At 50.1% G+C, this 19,887-nt stretch carries 12 protein-coding genes and 1 tRNA gene; 6 read left to right on the top strand and 7 right to left on the bottom strand.

Features of this window, described 5'->3' with window-relative positions:
• The first annotated feature begins 113 nt into the window (after positions 1 to 113).
• Positions 114 to 1,319: a fasciclin domain-containing protein gene (locus tag DDZ15_RS02410; RefSeq protein ID WP_109644460.1), complete on the top strand. Its 1,206-nt coding sequence runs from the start codon at positions 114 to 116 to the stop codon at positions 1,317 to 1,319.
• Between the two features lie 159 nt (positions 1,320 to 1,478).
• On the opposite strand, the gene DDZ15_RS02405 is transcribed toward DDZ15_RS02410, so the two are convergent.
• A complete protein-coding gene (locus tag DDZ15_RS02405) occupies positions 1,479 to 4,082 on the bottom strand; it encodes a zinc-dependent metalloprotease (protein WP_109644458.1) in 2,604 nt (867 codons plus the stop codon).
• Positions 4,083 to 4,421: 339 nt separating this feature from the next.
• On the opposite strand from DDZ15_RS02405, the gene DDZ15_RS02400 reads away from it, so the two are divergent.
• Positions 4,422 to 7,631 carry a WD40/YVTN/BNR-like repeat-containing protein gene (locus tag DDZ15_RS02400; protein WP_109644455.1) on the top strand — a complete coding sequence of 1,070 codons (3,210 nt, stop codon included), beginning with the start codon at positions 4,422 to 4,424 and terminating at the stop codon, positions 7,629 to 7,631.
• Between the two features lie 223 nt (positions 7,632 to 7,854).
• On the opposite strand, the gene DDZ15_RS02395 is transcribed toward DDZ15_RS02400, so the two are convergent.
• Entirely contained in the window at positions 7,855 to 10,281 is a 2,427-nt protein-coding gene (locus DDZ15_RS02395) for a TonB-dependent receptor (RefSeq protein ID WP_109644798.1), read from the bottom strand.
• On the opposite strand from DDZ15_RS02395, the gene DDZ15_RS02390 reads away from it, so the two are divergent.
• Positions 10,280 to 10,510 (top strand): hypothetical protein, encoded by a 231-nt coding sequence (locus tag DDZ15_RS02390; protein ID WP_146198491.1) that lies wholly within the window; start codon positions 10,280 to 10,282, stop codon positions 10,508 to 10,510. The two genes, DDZ15_RS02395 and DDZ15_RS02390, sit on opposite strands and share 2 nt — an antisense overlap.
• Positions 10,511 to 10,547: 37 nt before the next feature.
• A tRNA-Pro gene (locus DDZ15_RS02385) sits at positions 10,548 to 10,621 on the top strand.
• Positions 10,622 to 10,820: 199 nt separating this feature from the next.
• Here the strand turns inward: DDZ15_RS02385 and DDZ15_RS02380 are convergent.
• Entirely contained in the window at positions 10,821 to 12,548 is a 1,728-nt protein-coding gene (locus tag DDZ15_RS02380; RefSeq protein ID WP_109644452.1) for a S1 family peptidase, read from the bottom strand.
• A 164-nt stretch (positions 12,549 to 12,712) separates the two neighbouring features.
• On the opposite strand from DDZ15_RS02380, the gene DDZ15_RS02375 reads away from it, so the two are divergent.
• Positions 12,713 to 13,201, top strand: a complete 489-nt coding sequence (locus tag DDZ15_RS02375; protein WP_109644450.1) for a YajQ family cyclic di-GMP-binding protein — start codon at positions 12,713 to 12,715, stop codon at positions 13,199 to 13,201.
• A 379-nt stretch (positions 13,202 to 13,580) separates the two neighbouring features.
• Here the strand turns inward: DDZ15_RS02375 and DDZ15_RS02370 are convergent, their stop codons facing one another.
• Both DDZ15_RS02370 and DDZ15_RS16590 read right to left on the bottom strand, forming a co-directional pair.
• Positions 13,581 to 14,705 carry an NHL repeat-containing protein gene (locus DDZ15_RS02370; protein ID WP_109644448.1) on the bottom strand — a complete coding sequence of 375 codons (1,125 nt, stop codon included), beginning with the start codon at positions 14,703 to 14,705 and terminating at the stop codon, positions 13,581 to 13,583.
• A 225-nt stretch (positions 14,706 to 14,930) separates the two neighbouring features.
• Positions 14,931 to 15,113 carry a hypothetical protein gene (locus DDZ15_RS16590; protein WP_146198490.1) on the bottom strand — a complete coding sequence of 61 codons (183 nt, stop codon included), beginning with the start codon at positions 15,111 to 15,113 and terminating at the stop codon, positions 14,931 to 14,933.
• A 110-nt stretch (positions 15,114 to 15,223) separates the two neighbouring features.
• On the opposite strand from DDZ15_RS16590, the gene DDZ15_RS02365 reads away from it, so the two are divergent.
• Entirely contained in the window at positions 15,224 to 17,665 is a 2,442-nt protein-coding gene (locus tag DDZ15_RS02365; RefSeq protein WP_109644446.1) for an alpha/beta hydrolase family protein, read from the top strand.
• Positions 17,666 to 17,832: 167 nt separating this feature from the next.
• Here DDZ15_RS02365 and DDZ15_RS02360 read toward each other — a convergent pair whose 3' ends face one another.
• Positions 17,833 to 19,095 (bottom strand): murein hydrolase activator EnvC family protein, encoded by a 1,263-nt coding sequence (locus DDZ15_RS02360; protein WP_109644444.1) that lies wholly within the window; start codon positions 19,093 to 19,095, stop codon positions 17,833 to 17,835.
• Positions 19,092 to 19,853: a DUF4292 domain-containing protein gene (locus tag DDZ15_RS02355; protein ID WP_109644443.1), complete on the bottom strand. Its 762-nt coding sequence runs from the start codon at positions 19,851 to 19,853 to the stop codon at positions 19,092 to 19,094. The genes DDZ15_RS02360 and DDZ15_RS02355 overlap by 4 nt, the downstream gene beginning before the upstream one ends.
• Positions 19,854 to 19,887: the final 34 nt, after the last annotated feature.

Raw genomic sequence — 19,887 nt, 5'->3', positions numbered from 1 at the left:
TGAATAAAATTTTTCAGATCAGCTCAGAAATGGAACATTTCACTTCCGCAAGAGGTTGATACCCTTACAGCAGTTCAATAAAAATACCTTCCAAAACATAAAATTAATTTACCATGAAGATACAATCTCTGATAATTCTGTTATCTGCATTGTTTGTTCTCTCATCTTGTGATACAACTGACAGTTATTCCACACTTTCTGATACAGAGACAGCATCCGCAGCAGAAGCATTAAAAAAGGGTGAAAAACCCGGATCCGACAACACCATTCTGGACATCGCAGCGGGCAATGAAGATTTCGAAATTCTTGCACAGGCTGTAATTTTTGCCGGGCTGGATGATGAACTGAGCGGCAAAAAGCAGCTTACTGTATTTGCACCAACCGATGACGCTTTTGTGGCACTGCTTGATGCTCTCGGACTGACCGCAGAAGAGCTTCTGTCTGAGGAAAACCGCGAACTGGTTACCCAAACACTCCTCTACCATGTTGCCAATGGCAATCGTGAGTCGGAAGATGTGATTGATTCCGACCAGATTCGCTCATTACAGGAAACCTTCATTAAAGTGAAGAGCGAAATTATTGATGGCGAAGAGCATTTCTTTGTAGGCAACGAAGAAAACGGTTATGCCAAACTGGTAGCTCTCGATATCGAAGCCAGCAATGGAGTGATCCATGTAATTGACACTGTAATGCTGCCGCCATCAGAAAACAATGCGGGCGACGGAGAAGACGATGATGATTATGACGATGGTGACGACGACGGCGAACGTCCGGAGGAGACCATTGTTGATATTGCTTCAAGCACAGATGATTTTTCAATTCTGACCGAGGCTGTAATTTTTGCCGGTTTGGATGATGAACTGAGCGGCAATCGTCAGTTCACCGTGTTCGCGCCTACCAATGATGCGTTTGTTGCCCTGCTTGATGCTCTCGGACTTACGGCAGAAGAGCTGTTTGTCGATGAGAATCGCGGGCTTGTAAAAGATATCCTGCTCTACCACGTCGCTCCGGGCAATCGGCCGGCGGAAGATGTGATTGACTCAGATCAGATACGATCTCTGCAGAAAATGTTTATTAAAGTGAAGAGCGAAATCGTTGACGGCGAAGAAAGCTTCTTTGTTGGAAACGAGGAGAACGGATTTGCTCAAATCACCGGAACCGACATTTTTGCTAAAAACGGAGTAATTCACGTAATAGACGCCGTCATGTTGCCGCCCTCTGAAAACAACGCAGGAGATGGTGATGACGACGATGACGACGACGATGACGACGACGATGACGACGATGATGACGATGACGATGATGAATATGATGACTAATGTCTGAAAGGCGATCTCTTCACTCGTACTGACGTCAACACCCAATAGTCGTTTAATTGGATTTATACCATGAAAAAAGGCCTCACAGATCAAATCCGTGAGGCCTTTTTGTTTTATAGTATGGTATGATCACGTGCTGACTCGGGAATCAGCCCTCAATCAGTTCTCAAGACTGAGTCCTGCCTCCAGTGCACGCTCTATCCGCTCTTTTGACTCCACCAAATGTGCCCGGGTATAGGTGTCAAAATCGAAAGCCGGCGGAGCAAGGCGCCGCTCGAGACGTTCATGCAGATCCTGAAGCACCAGTCGCGCAACGGATCGTGCGTCAGCCGGTGTGCCGTTGGGTGCATCCGTAACGAGGCCGATCACTGCATCCAGATGGGCACGCTGAAGATCGCGCCGGTTGCTGCCGATGTTGCTTCCGGGGGAGTTCCAGGCTTCACTCCAGATCGCTTCGGTTACCGTATCCATCAGCTCGGGAATGGTTACCGTGTTTTCAGCGCCGAATTTCACCTCAGTATCGCGGACTCGCTGGAGGCGTACAGGGTTGAAGAGCTGGCTCAGAAGGCTGCTCTGTACACCCAGAAGGGTCTGGTGAAGCGGGAAGTCGATTCTGCCCGAGTAGGTATTGCTGTTGCCCCAGTGGCTCCATCGGTTGGCTCCGAATTTTTGATAGACGTCCTGCGGCAGACGAATGGCGTTTTCGGCAAACGCATAATCCACAATGGTGTTCAGAGCTTCACGCTGCTTCTCAAGGGGTACGGGCTCAAACGGCATGCGTCCGTTCGGATCACCGATGTGATCGCGATGCTGGTACTGTCCGCCGATATACTTCACGCTGGGAGCGAGCGCCCTCGCATACTGGAAGAATGCGCTCGAAAAGAGATCGGTAACTTCGTAATAGGGCATGTCGTCTTCCAGGGCAATGTCGGGAAGAACAGGGAGCATGCCTCGAATCAAATCAGCCCGCTGACGTCCCCATGCGAGAGGATCGGCACTCAGGCTGAAGACGTTTACGTTCGGATCGATGGCGGCGGAACCGCGTGCATCCTCGTCGCTGCCATAGGCGTGGCCCGGTTCGGCAGCCCGGCGCGCAATCTCTTCCGCGTCGTCATCATCGGGCGTGTAACCGTAGCTGATTACCCATCGGTCATAGCTTCCTACTCCGGTGTTGTAAAAGTGTCCGTTCTCCTCGCCGTTGGGCGCAATGTTGGGTGATGGGTAATCCATCACGGAGCTGAACACCCCGCGAGGGCCGGTAAAGGAGGTGTCGTGCAGCCTGTTGACCGGCGTATCCGTGGATGACCGGAAATTGTGTCGCAGTCCGAGCGTGTGACCCACTTCATGCATGGTTACCCAGCGCGTGGCCTGATCCACAAACTCGTCCGGCATGGGAGCGCCGGCTTCCAGAAGGCCGTTTGCCATCAGCGCCGTGCGTACCAGGTTGGTCTGGGTGCCCATCTCCGTAAAGAAAGACTCGGTTTTAACGCCCATCTTCATCAACTCGAGTTCTTCCGCGGTAACGTTATAAATTTCATTGATGGCTTCCTGTGGCTCCACAAAATTGCGGAACGTGTTCACCTGCCCCAGAAACATGTTGGCTTCGTATAGCATGTCGGCGTCGAGGATCTCTCCGGTTCGGGGATCCACAACAGAAGGTCCTATGGCTCCGTAACCCGGCTGATCGGAGACGTTCCAGCGCAGGGTTGCGTAGCGGATGTCGCCTGCAGAGGCAGAATCGGGCAGCATTTCAGCGCGGATAGCGTTTTTGAAACCTGCTTCTTCAAATGCGTCGCCCCAGGCTTCAACGCCCTCCATCATAGGCTGACGGTATCGCTCCGGAATGGTGTTCTCCAGGTAGTAGACTATGGGCTCTTTGGGTTCGCAGAGGCCCTCCGCATCCCTTGGGCCGTCGCATTCCAGCCTCCAGCGGTTAACGAAACGCTGAAAGAACTCCTCCTGTGTTTCGGTAAAGTCTTTGTGCACCGTCATGAAGTAGCCGAGACGATCGTCTGCCATGCGCGGTTTCATCGGCTCTTCCGGAAGCTTGGCAATGGAATAGAAGATGGAGACCGGTACAAACCGGGAATCAGGTACCGTGCGCGGAGCTGAGCGCTCCTGATTGCGGAAGGTGAGCATGGCCTGAACATTGCTGTTTTCGGGAAACGATTCAACCATTTCAACAAAGCTGCGGTCGCGGTCGAGAGAGGCGCGTCCGGGTTGTCCGGGACGTGAAGAGAGTGCAAACTGTATCCGTTGACTGATGTTGGACAGATCGCCCACAAACCAGCTGTGAACATCAATCAGCATCATGCCATCCTCATTGGTAGCCTCAACCTTGGCCGTCTCTAAAATGGACTCACCATAGGTAAGATCAACGGCGCGGGCCTGCGGCGTGCCGGCTTCCGCATTGTAGCGGTGCGGTTTGTTCACCAGCATAATGCGGTCGTTCTGTTTGCGCAGAGCCACAAGTTCAGCTTCGAAAATATTGAGCATGGTTCCACCGTAAAGGCCGGATGAGCCGATGCCTCGTGCTATCTGATAATTTAAAAGAAAATCACTGTCGAGCTGGTCTTCTGATACAGCCATCAGGAGTTTGCCATCCTTCTGGTAAAAGGTGAAAAATCCTTCACTGACTTCTGCACCCTCGATCATTTTTGCGTACGCATTATCATCATCACTGCTTTCTGAATCCTGTGCTGTAAGAGCGGCAGGAGCCAGAATCAGAGCAGCCATAAGAAATAGAAGTTTTCGGTATTTCATGGATAGATTTGGGTCGTTTGTTATCGTTTTGCTTGCTATGGTTTTGTTGTTCAACCTGTGAATGTACGAAAGGAGGGGCCGATTGTTTTGAAAAAAATTGTCATGAAGCCACCCGGGGGAGGCCGCAGGGTAATGGGGTCACCCTTGAGGGGAGTACCGCCTTAGTAATGGAACGGGGGACTTTTTAAGTTCAATCCCTTATCTCGCCCCGTGAGGGATCCCCTCGGGAAAGTCATGCTGTTTAAAAATGCGCTCACATTTTTTTACGAGCAATCCACATTATTTTTTATACATTTTAAGAAGCCTTTCTAACCAAATATCTAATGAGTATAAAATAAAATGCTATACAGCCTTAATAAATCGGTCCTCTTCTCTATTCTATTCACGTTTGCAGTATCACTCCTTCTGCTGGGTTCTGTAACAACAACCCGGGCGCAGATATTCGGACATGGCGAAGAGATATCAAATCCGGATTACGAACACACACATTTTCAGGAGCTGGAGTACCGCAACATTGGTCCGTTTCGCGGGGGCCGTTCTGTAGCCGTTGCGGGCCATGAAGATCAACCGCATACGTATTATACCGGATTTACCGGTGGCGGAGTTTACAAAACCACTGATGGCGGCATAAATTGGCATAATGTATCTGACGGATACTTCAAAACCGGTTCAGTTGGCGCCATTGCGGTTGCACCGTCCAATGCGAATGTTATTTATGCCGGCATGGGTGAGACCTGTATCAGGGGGAATATGTCTGCCGGAGATGGGACGTATCGATCAGTGGACGGTGGAAAGACCTGGGAACATATCGGGCTTGGTGATTCTCATTTCATCGGCGAAATAGTAGTACACCCGAACGATGAAAATACAGCATGGGTCGCCGTTTTGGGACACACGTTTGGCAACGAGGGAAACTCTGAAAGAGGTGTTTTCAAAACCACGGATGGCGGAGCAAACTGGGAGCGTGTACTTTATCATAATGATAAAACCGGTGCTGTTGATATCGAAATAGACCCGAACAACCCGCGGATCTTGTACGCCACTCTTTGGGAAGCCTATAGAAATCCCTGGGAGATGTCGAGCGGTGGCGAAGGAAGCGGTCTTTACAAAAGCACGGATGGCGGAGAAAACTGGGAATATATATCCAACCGGCCGGGGCTGCCGAAAGGTATTTCAGGCAAGATCGGGGTGGCCGTTTCTCCATTAAATTCAGACCGTGTCTGGACGATTATCGAAAACGAAAACGGCGGACTGTTCAGGTCCGACGACGGCGGTGAAACATGGGCGCGTACTACAGCCGATCGTAACCTGCGCCAGCGTGCATGGTACTATACGCACGTTGTTGCCGGCACAAATCACGAAGATGAAGTATATGTGCTGAATGTCGGTTTCTACAAATCCACCGATGGAGGAGAATCCTTTGAGCGGATAGGCACACCACACGGAGATCATCATGACTTGTGGGTTTCTCCTAATGACGGAAACCGCATGGTGGTAGCTGATGACGGCGGCGGACAGGTTTCCTACAATGGCGGCGAAAGCTGGTCATCCTATTACAAATATGCCACGGCACAGTTCTATCAGGTGATTACGGATAACCAGTTCCCATATCGAATATACGGTGCACAGCAGGATAACAGTACCGTCGGTATTATGAGCAGAACGGCAGGATCCGGAATCACTGAAAGAGACTGGGCGCCTGTAGCCGGTGGAGAAAGCGGATATATCGCACCCGATCCTGAGGATCCGAATGTTACGTTTGGCGGGAGTTACGGCGGATATTTCAACAAGTTTAATGACTTTACGAATCAAAGCGACCGCATCGATGTCTGGCCGGATAATCCGATGGGTGCCGGTGCAGAAGATCTTAAATACAGGTTTCAGTGGACCTTTCCGATCTATATCTCTCCGCACGACCCCAATGTACTGTATGCCACATCGCAGTACGTGCACCGATCGGGGGATGAGGGAATGAGCTGGGAAACCATCAGTGATGACCTTACCCGAAATGATAAGTCGAAGCAGGGTGAATCAGGCGGCCCGATCACAAAAGACGACACCAGTGTGGAGTATTACAATACCGTATTCACCTTTGCGGAGTCTACGGTTCAGCCGGGTGTGCTGTGGGCCGGCGCCGATGACGGGCTTATTCACGTGAGCCGGGATAACGGGGAAACATGGACGGAAGTTACCCCCGATGGAATGCCGGAAGCTATGGCAAGCATCATTGATCCATCCCCGCACAATCCGGGAACAGCGTATCTGGCAGCCACGCGATATAAATTTGACGATTTTTCCCCGATGCTGTACAAAACCGACAACTACGGGCGAAGCTGGAGCAGAATAAACAACGGTATACCGGAAGGAGATTTTACCCGCGTTATCAGGGAAGATCCCAACAGGGAGGGCCTGCTCTATGCAGGTACCGAAACAGGGGTTTATGTATCCTTTAACGATGGTGATAAGTGGCAGCCTCTTCAGCTGAACTTACCGGCTGTTCCAATCACCGACCTCACCGTGCATGCAAGGGATAAAGATCTGGTTGTTGCAACACAGGGGCGATCGTTCTGGATTCTGGATGATCTGTCTGTTCTCCATCAATTAAGTGATGAAGTCAAAAACTCCGACTATTACCTGTTTAAACCGGAAACCACCTATCTTTTTGGCAGTCACCGCGATATTGGGCCGGGAGTCACCCTGGGAGAAAATCCGAAAGATGGCGTTGTGGTATACTATAACCTGAACAGTGTACCTGAAGATGAAGTGAAGCTCCGGTTCCTTGAATCGAATGGCACTGAAATCAGAACCTTTTCAAATCTGGAGACCCTTGAGGGGGACCCGGTAGAAGAGTCGGATGAATTCTACGAAGAAGAACATGATGTTCCTTCGGATGTACTGACAACCAAAGAGGGCAACAATACATTTGAGTGGAATATGCGCTATCCGGGTGCGACAAATATTGAAGGCCGGCAGATCCTCTGGGCCGGCTCTACAACGGGACCAAAAGCCATTCCCGGCACCTACATGGTGCAGCTTCTTGTGGATGATGAGGTAGTTTCGGAACAGACGTTTGAACTAACCAAGGATCCGCGTATTGACACAACGCAGGAGGATTTTCAGGCTCAGTTTGATCTGCACCAAACCATCATTGCCAAATTGGATACCACACACAAAACGATTAATCGAATCCGGGATGTGCGGGCCCAGATTAACGATCTGAAATCGGACAACGCAGAGAATACCGAACTCCTGGAGCGTGCGAATGAAGTGCTAAGCGTGCTGGCGGATGTGGAGGGCGAATTGATGCAAACGAAAGCAGAATCCAGCCAGGACGTTCTCAACTATCCGATTAAGCTGAATAATAAACTGGCCTCTCTGGCAAGCACGGTAGCTACGGGGGATGGCCGGCCTACGCGTCAGCAATATGAGGTGTATGTTGATCTGGAAGCTCAGATAGATGCGCAGTTTGCGCGGCTGGTACAGGTTTTCGAAGGCGACCTTCCAGAACAGATCAGGGAGATTGAGCGCAGCACCATTCGGTTGAATTAGGAAAAAGTCCCCCTTTCCCCAAAGGGATCCCTATGGGAGAAGGGGGAAAGGACGGCGCAGCCGGACATGGGGATGATTGACGGAGCGTTGATGCGACTGATTGATAATTTTGTGGTTTGAGTCCACAAGTATCATCCCCCATTGCCCTCCGTCAGCCGACGGAGGGACACTTTCTAACCAATTCATAAGTTGAAATCAGATCATTTTTTACAAAGAAACGACCTTAAAACTCCGCCCTCAACGAAAGAACAAAATTCCTGCCGGGGCCAGATAAACCCGAACTGTAGGGACGGTATCTGCGGTCGGTCATGTTTTCTATTCCCGCACTCATGCTGAATGTTTCCGAAAGCCGGTACATGGATTTGAAATTAAGCGTGTACCAGGCCGGGGAGTAGGTATTTCCGTTTTCATCCAGTGCATAGATTTCCTCCTTTCCTTTTTCGCTGACGGCAAGATCTTCGTGAGCCCGTTTACCCTGATAGATCGTGTTGAGTTCAAGCATCAGGCCGTTTCGTTCGTATCTCAATCTGCTCATACCAAAGAGGGGCGCCGCGTGACGCGATGGGCTGATGCTGCCATCATCCAGTTCCTCTTCACCCGACTGGTAGTTCACATCCGAAAGGAAGTTGAATCCGTCATACAGCCTGACTTCTACTCCTGCCTGAACACCATACACCCTTGCTACAGCGGCGTTCTGGAGAGCCTGCACCCGGCTTAGAACACCATCGTACTGGATGCTGTCCTGCCCGTTTATTTCAAAATCCCTGCGTACCATTGCATTGTCCAGAATGGTGTAATACCCCGTAACGTCCAGTTTTGCACGGCCCCTGAAAGCTTTTGCGATTCCCAGATCGAAACTGTAGGCATATTCTGCTTCAAGACCGGGGTTGGGCACCACAACCGTACCCTGCTCGGAATCAAACACTTTACCGACATCGTCCACGTTGGGCGAACGGAAAGCAGTGCCTGCATTTGCCCTGATGACCCAACGTTCATCGGGTTTGTAAACAGCTCCAATGCTGCCGGTAAGAGCACCGTTATTTATTTCTGCAGTTCTGAATGGGAAAGGATAAAAGTCTGCGTTGTTGCTGAAATCTGATTCCAGCATGAACCGGTTATACCGGAGGCCTCCCTGGAATGTAATTCGACTTGAAAGCCTGTACTCTGTATTCGCATAAGCGGCCAGGGATTCCCATGTTGACAGCGGATACCGGCTGGGTCCGCTGCTTATGGAATCGGGTTTTATTACGCTGTCAAAAATGAACTCATTCCGGCCTATTGACGTCACGTCATTCAAAATATACTCTATCCCGTAATAGATCGTGTTTCTGGTGCCGGTATTTTTGGTGAAATCAAGATTTGCAGAGTAGGCTTCTACATTTTCAATTCGTCTTTGACGGGTATCGTCATTGAAGTTGCGGCTGATCCTGCTCTCTTCAAATGATTGATGGGCCACTCTCAGAGAGAGCTGATCGAAAATTGCATTGCTTTGCGTATACCGCCCGGATAAATTATTCATCAGCCATTTCTGCGGGCCGTACTTCCATTCACCGTATCGTGCAGTTCCTTCTCTGATCCTCTGATGCCGGTCGTATCGTCCGTAGGAGGATGTTTCAGAAAAATGAAACCCATACTGAAAATCCCAGGTTTCGTTGGGTTTATACCGTGCTTTCTGCATCAGGTTGATTTGAGAGTAGGCTGTGGGAATCTGTAAAAGGGGGTCATCCTGAACAATCAGCACGTCAAGGCTGTCCTGCCGCTGCGGATAGAACCCCTTGAGGTAATCATCGGGGCCATGGCTGCCCTGCCTCAAATGGTCATAATCCCACGAAGAGAAACTTGTTACCGCAGCCCACTTTTTCCGGCCGATACTCACATCGAAATGCCCGGTACGCTCGTTGTTGGCAGAAGAAAATCGTGTTTCCGCTTTTCCGGTCAAGAGCAGTTCATCATCAGGCGAAAGCCGCGGAGTCAGTGTTTGAAAGCTCATTACCCCGCCGATTGCGTCGCTGCCGTAAATGACCGAACCCGGGCCAAAAAGCACCTCGGTATTTTCGATGGCAAACGGATCAAGATTGATCACATTCTGGATATTGCCCCCTCTGAAAATTGCCGTATTCATTCGCACACCGTCTATTGTATAGATGAGCCTGTTGGTGGCAAACCCGCGTATCATGGGGCTCCCGCCTCCCTGCTGACTCTTTTGAATGAATACCTTTCCGGTAACATTCAATAAATCAGCGGCTGTCTGCGGATTCTGGAGAGTCAGCTCTTCCGGTGTAACAGAAACAATTTTCAGGGGTATATTTCCTGAAGTCTGACGCCATCTTGTGGCTGAAACCACCAGCTGATCCAGGTTCAAAATGGACGGTTCCAGGGCAACCTCGTAATTCATATCTTCGATTTGACCAAAGCTGAGGGTCCTCGTTTTATATCCCAAAGACCGTATCAGAATGGTTTCTGCCCCTTCTAAAGAAGAAATATCTGCCTCACCTCGCGCATCGGTGATGAGGGCTGCCTCTGAACGTACACTCATCAGCACCACGCCTTCCAGAGGCTCTCCCGTTTTTTGATCTGTTACGGTAATGGTTTGTGAATGTGCAAGACATGTCAGCCCGACAACTAAATACAGCGAAAGAAATACTTTCATGAATACGCTCGATGCTTTACAAAATAAATCCTCATGCATGGAAAGTATGAACTTAACAGCAGAGTGTCTGCCCTGTAGAATTTTTTACAATTGGGATGACTTCCCCAAAGCTGACCCTGTTTCAATGCACGCAGACCCTGCATTAATAGCTAGCGCCGCGACAACCGGGTATTCCGCCGAAGTATACCTTCTTGAGGATTTAAAAAAGCGCAGAAAAGATAGTCATTGATATTACCTGCCGATAGCGATATTTTTGAAGTCTGATTCGGGACGTGGCTCAGTCCGGTAGAGCACTCGGCTGGGGGTCGAGGGGTCGCAGGTTCAAATCCTGTCGTCCCGACTCATAAAGCTCACCGCACATCGCGGTGGGCTTTTTTTATTCAAAATGGTTTCATTGAACCAGGGCATGTTGAGGGATCGTCACGCCCTGTGGGTGATCGTTCCGACTTTTAAATCCCACCACACTTTGTGGTGGGATTTTTTATGCACGATAAGGCTGAAAATCCCGGGTAGTTAACGGAAATTTAAGCCTAACAAGTCTATTCCGGCACCCGGTTCAGTTCCGTGATCGTCAGTTTACCGCTGATGTATTCTCCGCTGGTGTAGCTGCCGATCCAGATATCATACTGGCCGTCGGAGTAGCCCCGAAGATTGACCATTGGGCTGAGCGTGTCTGAATTGGCGTCATCATTGCAGACCCATCCTCCGCCCGGCGTATTGATAATCAATACCGTGTCGTTTCCGGGCTGGTTGGGCTCAAAAAAGATTCGCAGGTCGTCTGTGTCTCCGCTCCAGCGCAGTCTCAGATCAGGAGCAGAGGATGCATATCCGGTACAGCCTGTTCCCAGGCTTTCCGCAGATACATCCACCGACCCGCCCGAGGTCATATCCCTCTCATTTGGGTCGGGAGTGAAACCGGCAGACAAAGCCACGGTACCATACATCGGATCCTGACTGTAGTCGAGAGCGGCCGCAGAACCCGAGTCGCTCTCCTCCTGTCCCGCGGGAGTGACGTCCCTCTCTGAAATATGAAGCACTCCATCAATGTATTCGCCCTCTGAGTAACTTCCAATCCAGACATCATAGCGCCCTTCCTGCGGACTGTCGACAGTCACCATGGGATCCAGGCTTCCGCTTTCAGCATCATCATTACAGGTCCAGCTGCCGTCCGGTCGGTTGATAATGAGTGATGTATCATCACCATCGTTTTCTGCAACAAAAAAGAAACGCAGCATGGATGAGGATCCGGACCATTGGAGGCTGTAGTCAGGTCCCTCTGCAGCATAACCCACACAACCGCTGCTGAGGTAGGAGGCGTCAACGGCTCCGCCCGAAACCACGGAAACCCTGTGAGGATCGGGAGTGAATCCTGCAGCAAGGCTTGCAGAGCCATAGGCCGGATCCACGGAAAAATCGAGCTGATCGCTGTCGGGTGCAGGGCTGTTACTGGCTATTGCATCCGAAGATCGGTTTTCCCAGCGGTTTGTCAGCAGGTTGCCATCCACGATTTCACTCACCACATGCATTGACAGGAGGCTTCCCAGTCTTCCGCCGGTCCGGTTTTCGGAACGCACATAGGTTGGAATACCAATAATATTCCCGTTCATGTCGGTAGCCACACCACCGCTGTTGCCGGGTGCCATTTCCGCATTGGTTCGATACCAGACGGGAATGCGGGATTCCGTGAAGGTATCGTACATTACCGATGAGACAATGCCGGTGGTAAATACAAGTTCATTATCCCCGATTCCGGGATAACCGAAAATTGCCACCTGATCACCGCGCCCGGGTATGGTTCTCAAGCCAGATTTTTGCAGTGCCGGAGTCAATCCGGAGTCCGAGTAGTTTGCAATATACTGATGAGGGTTAATAACGGGATTCCCGTTCATATCGCCGGTAATTCGCAGAACGGCAAAATCATACTCTTCAGAAAAGCCAAGAAGCTCAGCAACAAAAAGCGGTTCTACGGGTCGGGTGGGATCCGTAATGCCGTAAATTTCAAACTCATAGAATCCTTCAACTACATGGCGGTTGGTGTAGATAAGGTTGGATCCCTCTACAAGGCTTCCGGATCCGGTGCCGTCCGGTGTATGAATCTGTACCACTGCCATGGATATGCGGTCAATAAGTGAGCGGTCCATGACAGACTGTGCGGCTGCTGAGGAAGTAAAAAACAGGGCAATAATGGAAATATATATCCAGGTGGGTGCAGTAAAAGGATATTTTTTGTCCTTCGCTGCGACATAACTGAGCAGGTTATTTTTCATGGTCGATGGGGTAATTGTAAGGGTTGTTTTTCTGTAGTGATATTGATACTTCAGATCTTAAGGATTTCTAAAACCCAAGTCTCGTTACAGAATCTGTTATTTACAAATAGAAATCATTTATATTTGACCCTGCTTCAACCAAAACCAAGATTAAGGATTCCATCATGCCCTCTTTTGATATTGTCAATGAAATCAACGCCCAGGAAGTGGATAATGCCGTTAATAATACGCTCAAGGAAGTTGGGACACGTTATGATTTCCGCGGACTGCATACCGATGTGGAGTTTCATAAAAAGGAGAACCGGATCCATCTTGTTGCGGCTGAAAACATGAAACTGCAGGCTGTGAAGGATATTTTGGTAAAGCACTTTATCAAGCGCGGGCTCGAGCCCAAGGTACTTGAGTATGGACTTGAAGAGGGCACAAGTCAAGGGCACATAAAAGTGGATGCCATTATTCGAGAAGGCATAGATCGTGAAACGGCCAAAAAGATCGTAAAGGAGATTAAAGGTTTGAAGCTGAAGGTGCAGCCTGCCATCCAGGATAACCAGGTTCGCGTAACCGGGAAGAAGATTGACGACCTTCAGGCGGTAATCTCGCATCTTAAATCAACGCGATTTGGCATTCCGCTGCAGTTTGTGAATATGAAATGAGGGAGCAGCGGTTCTCAGAATAGTGATATGCGATATTTGATCTCTGAAGTATCTTCTTTTTGAGTATTGAGTATTGAGTATTGAGTATTGGGTATTGGGTATTGGGTATTGAATATGAAAATTATACCCTGTCCTTGCTGACCGCTGAGCGCTGACCATCGAACTCAGATTTTTTACATTTCTACCTGCACCTGCACCTGCACCTGCACCTGCACCTGCACCTGCACCCTGCACTAACCGCAGACATGGTATGTCTGTTATGGTTGTGAGTTTAATTCTCCCGCCCTATTCTGATGCGAATCAGATCGTCATACCTTTATTGACAGACATACCATGTCAATCTCGCTACTTACACTCAATTATCTTGAATTACCACCCTCTAAATTGCCACTTCATACACCCTCACGGAATGGCCAATATCGGGGTTTTTATGAATGGTGTAGATTCTGTTATCAACTGCTTTTTTCACCTCATCAAATTCTGATAGAAGAAACTTTCCAACCGGTGTGCCGTCCATCTCCAAAACAACAAACTCCTTACCGCTTTCACTGTTGTCGGTATGCAGCCAGAGATGGTTTTCAGACGCCAGAATATCTAGGAATGGCGGCTTGAAATCATGCAATCGTGGCCTGATATCCCGAATTACGTCATCCCGGTGATCCCTGAAAGCATATTCCATATCGGCTTGTGTAATCTCCCTTGGAACCACATTCAATTCAATCGCTCTCTGAAGGGTTTGAGTCATATCGTAAAATTCCAGGCGCGAGTTGTCGGGCCTGGCAAGCAGGTAGCCGCCATCAGGCAGTGGATGAAATCGGTCCGTATTGCGGTATGGAATCACGTCAACGCGAAAACCACCGTTACCGGCATCCGTCAGGTGGGGAAGGGGAGTTTGCAGCATCTCCAGTGAATCCTGTATCAGCCCGCCTGAATCATCAATAAGAACCACAGGCCCTTCCCGGTAATCTTTGGGGTTTACCATCAGGCTCTGAACGTCTCTGATTACATTTCTGGGGGTCGCATAGTATTCGCTGTCTGATTTTTTACCGATGATGTTGTACCCATAGCCGCTGTTCTCATCCGATGAAACAGTGGATGAATAGGTATAAAGACCGTTTTCATCCGGTATGAACAGATCCCGTCGGGCCCCCTGATGTTCAATCATAAATCGGTCGTTTCCGGTATCGGCAATGAAGAAAAAGCTTGGGAGTTCTCCCGGACCACCTCCCTCAGAGGCGACGGTTTGAACATGCTCTCCATCCGGAGAAAACTGCTCAAGAGTATTGCTTCCCCAATCTGAAACGATGATGGAGCCATCCCGGCCTACAAACAAGTCGTTGAGCCTGGAGGGAAAATATTCACCGGATTCTCCAGCTTCAATAGTTTGATTGACCTGCAGGTCAGGAAGCCCGGAGTAGGTAATCTGTTCTGCAGACTCTTCCTGCCCTGAACAACCTGCCAGGATTACGAAACTGACAATAATATATGATATGGGGGATCTCATTCGGGTATTTGAATCTTATAATTACTATTTAGTTCGTAGAGAGTATACATCCATTTGCGAAAAGCTGCAAGCGGAGTATGGAGAAGTGAAAAGTGAAAAGTGAAAAGGGAGAAGGGAGAAGGGAGTATTGAGTATTGAGTATTGAGTATTGAGTATTGAGTATTGAGTATTATTCAATTTCATAAACTACTAATAAATTTGACATTAAAACAGTTCACAAACAGCTTACTGAACCCTGAACCCTGAACCCTGAACCCTGAACCCTGAACCCTGAACCCTGAACCCTGAACCCTGAACCCTGAACCCTGAACCCTGAACCCTGAACCCTGAACCCTGAACCCTGAACCCTGAACCCTGAACCACGCGCCTTGCCCCTAATCCGGCGCTGTCAGAATTCCTGAAAGGCACAGGAAATGCTGACAGGCCTCTTTCCGTCCTGCACCCTGAAAACCACTTGTACCTGATCGTCGAACTTGGTTAATTCCAAGAGATCACTTTGAACCTAATCCACTGTTTGTATGAAGCGCTCTATTCTACTTCTTTTTCTGTTTTTACCGTTTATTTTTGCGGATGCACTTGCACAGGATGGATATATGACACCATCCCAGAATCTTGTTGACCTCGTTGACGGTGCAAGAAATCCATCGGTAAGCTTTTCGCCCGACCGCAATATCATGCTCTTACAGGATGTGCCTTCACTTCCCTCCATTGAAGAGATGGCCCAGCCGCAGCTTCGCCTTGCCGGTATCCGGATCAATCCGAATACAAACGGTCCAAGCCGCTCCGGATACGTTACCGGATTCACGCTGCGCGACATGTCCACCGGTCGCGACAGGACCATTTCGGGTCTGCCGGAAAACCCCGTCATCACCAATGTAAGTTGGTCGCCCGATGGGTCCCACATCGCATTTTTGCTCACAAAAACAGATCGCCTTGAGCTCTGGGTTGCAAATGTTGAACAAGCCCGCGCATGGCGCCTGGTTAACGGCAAGGTAAACGACACGTACTACGGTTCGCCAATGAGCTGGACCGAAGACGGTGAATCACTTCTGGTCAAATTTGTACCTGAGGGCAGAGGTGAAGCCCCGGTTCGTGAAATGGTGCCTGAAGGCCCGGTAATTCAAGAAAATACAGGCGGTGCCCGGCCCGCCAGAACCTATCAGGATCTGCTTGAAGACACCCACGACGAGGATCTGTTCGATTACTACTTTATGGCGCAGCTTGCAGAGGTTAATCTGGACGGTTCCCTCAAAATGATCGGGAGTCCTGCGATCTACAGAACTGCAGACTTATCTCCTGACGGAGAGTACATTTTGGTAAACAAGACTGAGCGGCCCTATTCCTATCGTGTGCCTGCCTACCGTTTTCCGCAAAACATTCAGATCTGGGATCGTGACGGCAACATGGTTCACCAGTTTGCAGAGCTGCCCCTGGCCGACGATGTGCCCATCGCGTTCTCATCAACAACGGAAGGCCCCCGATCCGTTAGCTGGAGAAACGATGCCCCCGCCACACTAACCTGGGTGGAGGCTCTGGACGGCGGGGATCCCTCTGTCGACGTGTCGATGCGCGATCGCATCTATCAGCATGAAGCGCCTTTCAGGGGTAACCCGACCGAACTGTTTGAGGTTGCCTACAGGTACGCGGGAATCATGTGGAGTGAGGAGGATTTTGCATTGGTAAGCGAGTATTGGCGAGCTGACAGACACGTCCGCACCTGGAAGATTTATCCCGATAATCCATCAAGGGAGGCCGAACTCATTTTTGACCGTTCAACCGAGGACCGTTACGGAGATCCCGGTTCACCCGAAATGAAACGCTCTCAGTACGGAACGTGGGTACTTCACACCGTAGACGACGGCAATACGCTGCTGCTGACAGGTACCGGTGCAACTCCGGAAGGTAACCGTCCGTTTCTGCGAAAATACAACCTGGAAACAGGTGAAACCACAGAACTCTGGCGTTCGGAAGCACCCTACTATGAGTTTATCGTTACCCTGCTTGATGATGAAGGCATGCAGGCTATCACCCGACGTGAGTCCGTCAGCGTCCAGCCCAACTACTATGTACGGGACATTGAATCAGGCGATCTCGATCAGATCACAGAGTTTGAACATCCAACTCCCCAGTTAAAGGATGTGTACAAAGAGTTTATTCAGTATGAACGCGAAGACGGCGTGAACCTATCGGCCACGCTCTATCTTCCGCCGGGCTATGACAAGGATCGTGACGGTCCGCTTCCCGTTCTGGTTTGGGCGTATCCCCGTGAATTCCGGAGCGCCGATGCAGCCGGACAGGTAGCCGATTCACCCTACAGGTTTGCAGGGATGAGTTATTGGGGTCCGCACTTTGCACTGACCCAGGGATTTGCGGTTGTAGAAAATGCCACTATGCCGATTGTAGGCGAAGGCGATGCCAACCCGAATGACACATTTGTGGAACAGTTGATTATGAGCGCTGAAGCCGTTGTAAACGAGATGGACAGCAGGGGAGTTGGAGATCCCGATAGGTTTGCCATCGGCGGACACAGCTATGGTGCCTTCATGACGGCCAACCTGCTGGCGCATTCGCGGATATTCAAAGCCGGAATCGCACGCAGCGGCGCCTACAACCGTACCTTGACTCCGTTTGGCTTCCAGGCAGAGCCGCGCAACTTCTGGAGAGCCGATCATATCTATCTGAGCATGTCGCCCTTTATGCATGCAGACGGCATCAAAGATCCGATTCTCTTTATCCACGGAATGGAGGACAACAACTCCGGAACCTTCCCGATGCAGAGCGAGCGAATGTATGCGGCTGTGAGCGGACTCGGAGGCATTGCGCGCCTGGTGATGCTGCCCGAAGAGAGCCACGGCTATCGTGCCCGTGAATCCGTTCTTCACATGCTCTATGAGCAGTCGGAATGGCTGAACACTTACGTGCGTGGCATTGAACAGATTGACGATGTAATTAACAGGTGAGGGAGTGAGACGTCAAACGTCAAACGTGAGACGGGGTTAGTGAAAAGGCAAAAGGCAAAAGTGAAAAGGAAAGATTCAACTACTTTTTAACTTTTGCCTTTTTTCGGTTGATCGGTTGATCGGTTCCACCTTCTCACTTCTGCCTTCTGCCTTTTGCCTTTTCACTCCTACGGCACCGCATTCTGCAGCCACTCCTCGGGATTCAGGCTGGTGGTGCCTTCGCGCACCATGAAAAAGAGCACTTCGCCGATCAGCGAATTTTCATCACCTGAGAGGCCGATCACGTCGTTACGGCTGAGTACCTGGTCTTTGCGCACATAGATTTCGCTGAGATTGCCATACACGGTGTAAAATCCGCCGTGATGCACCAGGATGGAGTTGCCAAAGTTGGGAAGAATTTCGACTCCGATTACATAACCGTCATTCACAACCCGCACTGTTGAGCGGGGCGGTGCTGATATATCAACGCCCGGGTAGTTCGTTCGGGTGCCAAATACAGGGTGTATTCGAAGCCCGAATTTCTGAGTGATGGTTCCGTTATCGACCGGCCAGGGGAGCTGTCCCTTGCTATTTCTGAAAGTGGATGCTACGGCCACCAGCTCCTCATCATTCATGACACGCTCGCTGCGCATCACACGCGTGCCGGCAGCCTCTTCGCGGCGTATCCGCTCCTCTTCTGCAATCAGGTTGTCGAGCGTGCTGGTGAGCTCGCTCAGCTGCCGCTGACGAATGTCGACCTGCTCCTGGATGTTATCGCGGTCGCGCCGAAGCAGTTCCACATTACGTTCCTGTTGCTGCTGCTGCTCCTCCAGATTGTTCATCTCCTGCTCAATGGCTGCGAGAGCATCCAGATTGCGCAAACGGGTTTCTTCAAGGTCGGTTTTGGAGGCTAGCAATTCATCATGGGTGTCTTCAATTTCATTAACCTGTGCCTGACGGAAGTCATCGAATTTACCAAGATAAAATGACCGTACCAGCAGCTGATTAAATGAAGAGGATGTTAGCAGAAGGGCAAGCTCGGTGGTTCGTCCGTTCTTGTAGGAGAAGGTAAGAATATCCTTGTACTCCATTATGAGATCCCGGAGCCGCTCTTCACTGGAGGTAATGTTTTCCTCAATCAGGTCGATCTCCTCTGTAATCTGGCTTTGCTCACGGCGCATCTGGCGGATCTGCTCCTGCTGAAGGGTGATGACCCGTTCGAGTTCAAGATACTGCTGATACATTTGCTCATAACGCTCCGTTGCAAAACCCAATCGCTCCGTATAGGTTTCAATTTGCTGGCGGAGGCTCTCGATCTGCTCCCTGGTAGTGTTTTGCTGCTCGATAAGCTCAGCACGGCGCTCCTCGTAGCTGCCATTTCCCTGGGCGAGGACAGTTGGGGCTGCAATGAGCGATAGTAAGATCAGGATGAGTCCGGATCGCGAAATCATAACCTTCTGATTGGAGTATTTTCTGGCAAGTCGATCGTAAGTTCGGGAAGCGGGTTGTTTACATCAAGTCGCTGGACCAGAAATGTGGCCCTTGAGCTTCCGTCACGGCTAAAAATGGTGATTTTTCGTGGCAGATAAAAGGCATCAATCTCTGCATAGCCTTCATACTCGATCCGGCTGTAGGCTGCACGGGTATCCTGCTGCTGAACCGACTCTACGAATCCGCTCCCTTTCATAACCGTTACCCTTGTTTCATCTTCCAGAATGGCCAAATAGCGGGAGTCATCTTCAAAAACATAGTCTACCTGACCTGCGGGAAGTGAATAGCTGAACATGCTGAGCATATTGAGAGACGCCAGTGACCCGATACTTGTAAGATTGCTTTGGTTTACGGATACCTTTTCAGCATATCCGTCAACCCGGTTGTAGACCAGAAGGGAATCGGAATCGACCAGAATCTGCCCGCCTTCAATTCCCACACCCGTTCGTACCGTAATCAGGCTGGCTTCCCTGCTCGATAAAAACTCAAGCGTCACCCGGTCACTGTTTCCCGGCTCGCTCACTATCGCCCGTCCGCTGCCTGTTATGGTTAGCAGCGACTCGCTGTAATCGTTAACCATTTCTGCCAGTTCACTGCCGCTGAGGTCCGAAGGATTCATATCCTCCACATTTAGTACCGTTCGCTGCGTACTGCAGGCTCCTGCAAGCAGGACGGTAAGAACAATCAGAACAAAAGTATTTTTCCTTAAAGAAATCAAAGTGGATGGGGTTATCTGTCCATTGTTTGGAAAA

The organism is Rhodohalobacter mucosus (genome assembly GCF_003150675.1).
GTDB lineage: Bacteria > Bacteroidota > Rhodothermia > Balneolales > Balneolaceae > Rhodohalobacter > Rhodohalobacter mucosus.
The sequence above is the reverse complement of the archived record's forward strand: the minus strand, read 5'-3'. Positions and strand labels throughout refer to the sequence as shown.

Coding starts and splice junctions, on each gene's coding strand:
- DDZ15_RS02390 (WP_146198491.1), top strand. CDS start 10,280: ATGAATACGCTCGATGCTTTACAAAATAAATCCTCATGCATGGAAAGT.
- DDZ15_RS02370 (WP_109644448.1), bottom strand. CDS start 14,705: ATGAGATCCCCCATATCATATATTATTGTCAGTTTCGTAATCCTGGCA.
- DDZ15_RS02365 (WP_109644446.1), top strand. CDS start 15,224: ATGAAGCGCTCTATTCTACTTCTTTTTCTGTTTTTACCGTTTATTTTT.
- DDZ15_RS02410 (WP_109644460.1), top strand. CDS start 114: ATGAAGATACAATCTCTGATAATTCTGTTATCTGCATTGTTTGTTCTC.
- DDZ15_RS02395 (WP_109644798.1), bottom strand. CDS start 10,281: ATGAAAGTATTTCTTTCGCTGTATTTAGTTGTCGGGCTGACATGTCTT.
- DDZ15_RS02380 (WP_109644452.1), bottom strand. CDS start 12,548: ATGAAAAATAACCTGCTCAGTTATGTCGCAGCGAAGGACAAAAAATAT.
- DDZ15_RS02375 (WP_109644450.1), top strand. CDS start 12,713: ATGCCCTCTTTTGATATTGTCAATGAAATCAACGCCCAGGAAGTGGAT.
- DDZ15_RS02405 (WP_109644458.1), bottom strand. CDS start 4,082: ATGAAATACCGAAAACTTCTATTTCTTATGGCTGCTCTGATTCTGGCT.
- DDZ15_RS02400 (WP_109644455.1), top strand. CDS start 4,422: ATGCTATACAGCCTTAATAAATCGGTCCTCTTCTCTATTCTATTCACG.
- DDZ15_RS02360 (WP_109644444.1), bottom strand. CDS start 19,095: ATGATTTCGCGATCCGGACTCATCCTGATCTTACTATCGCTCATTGCA.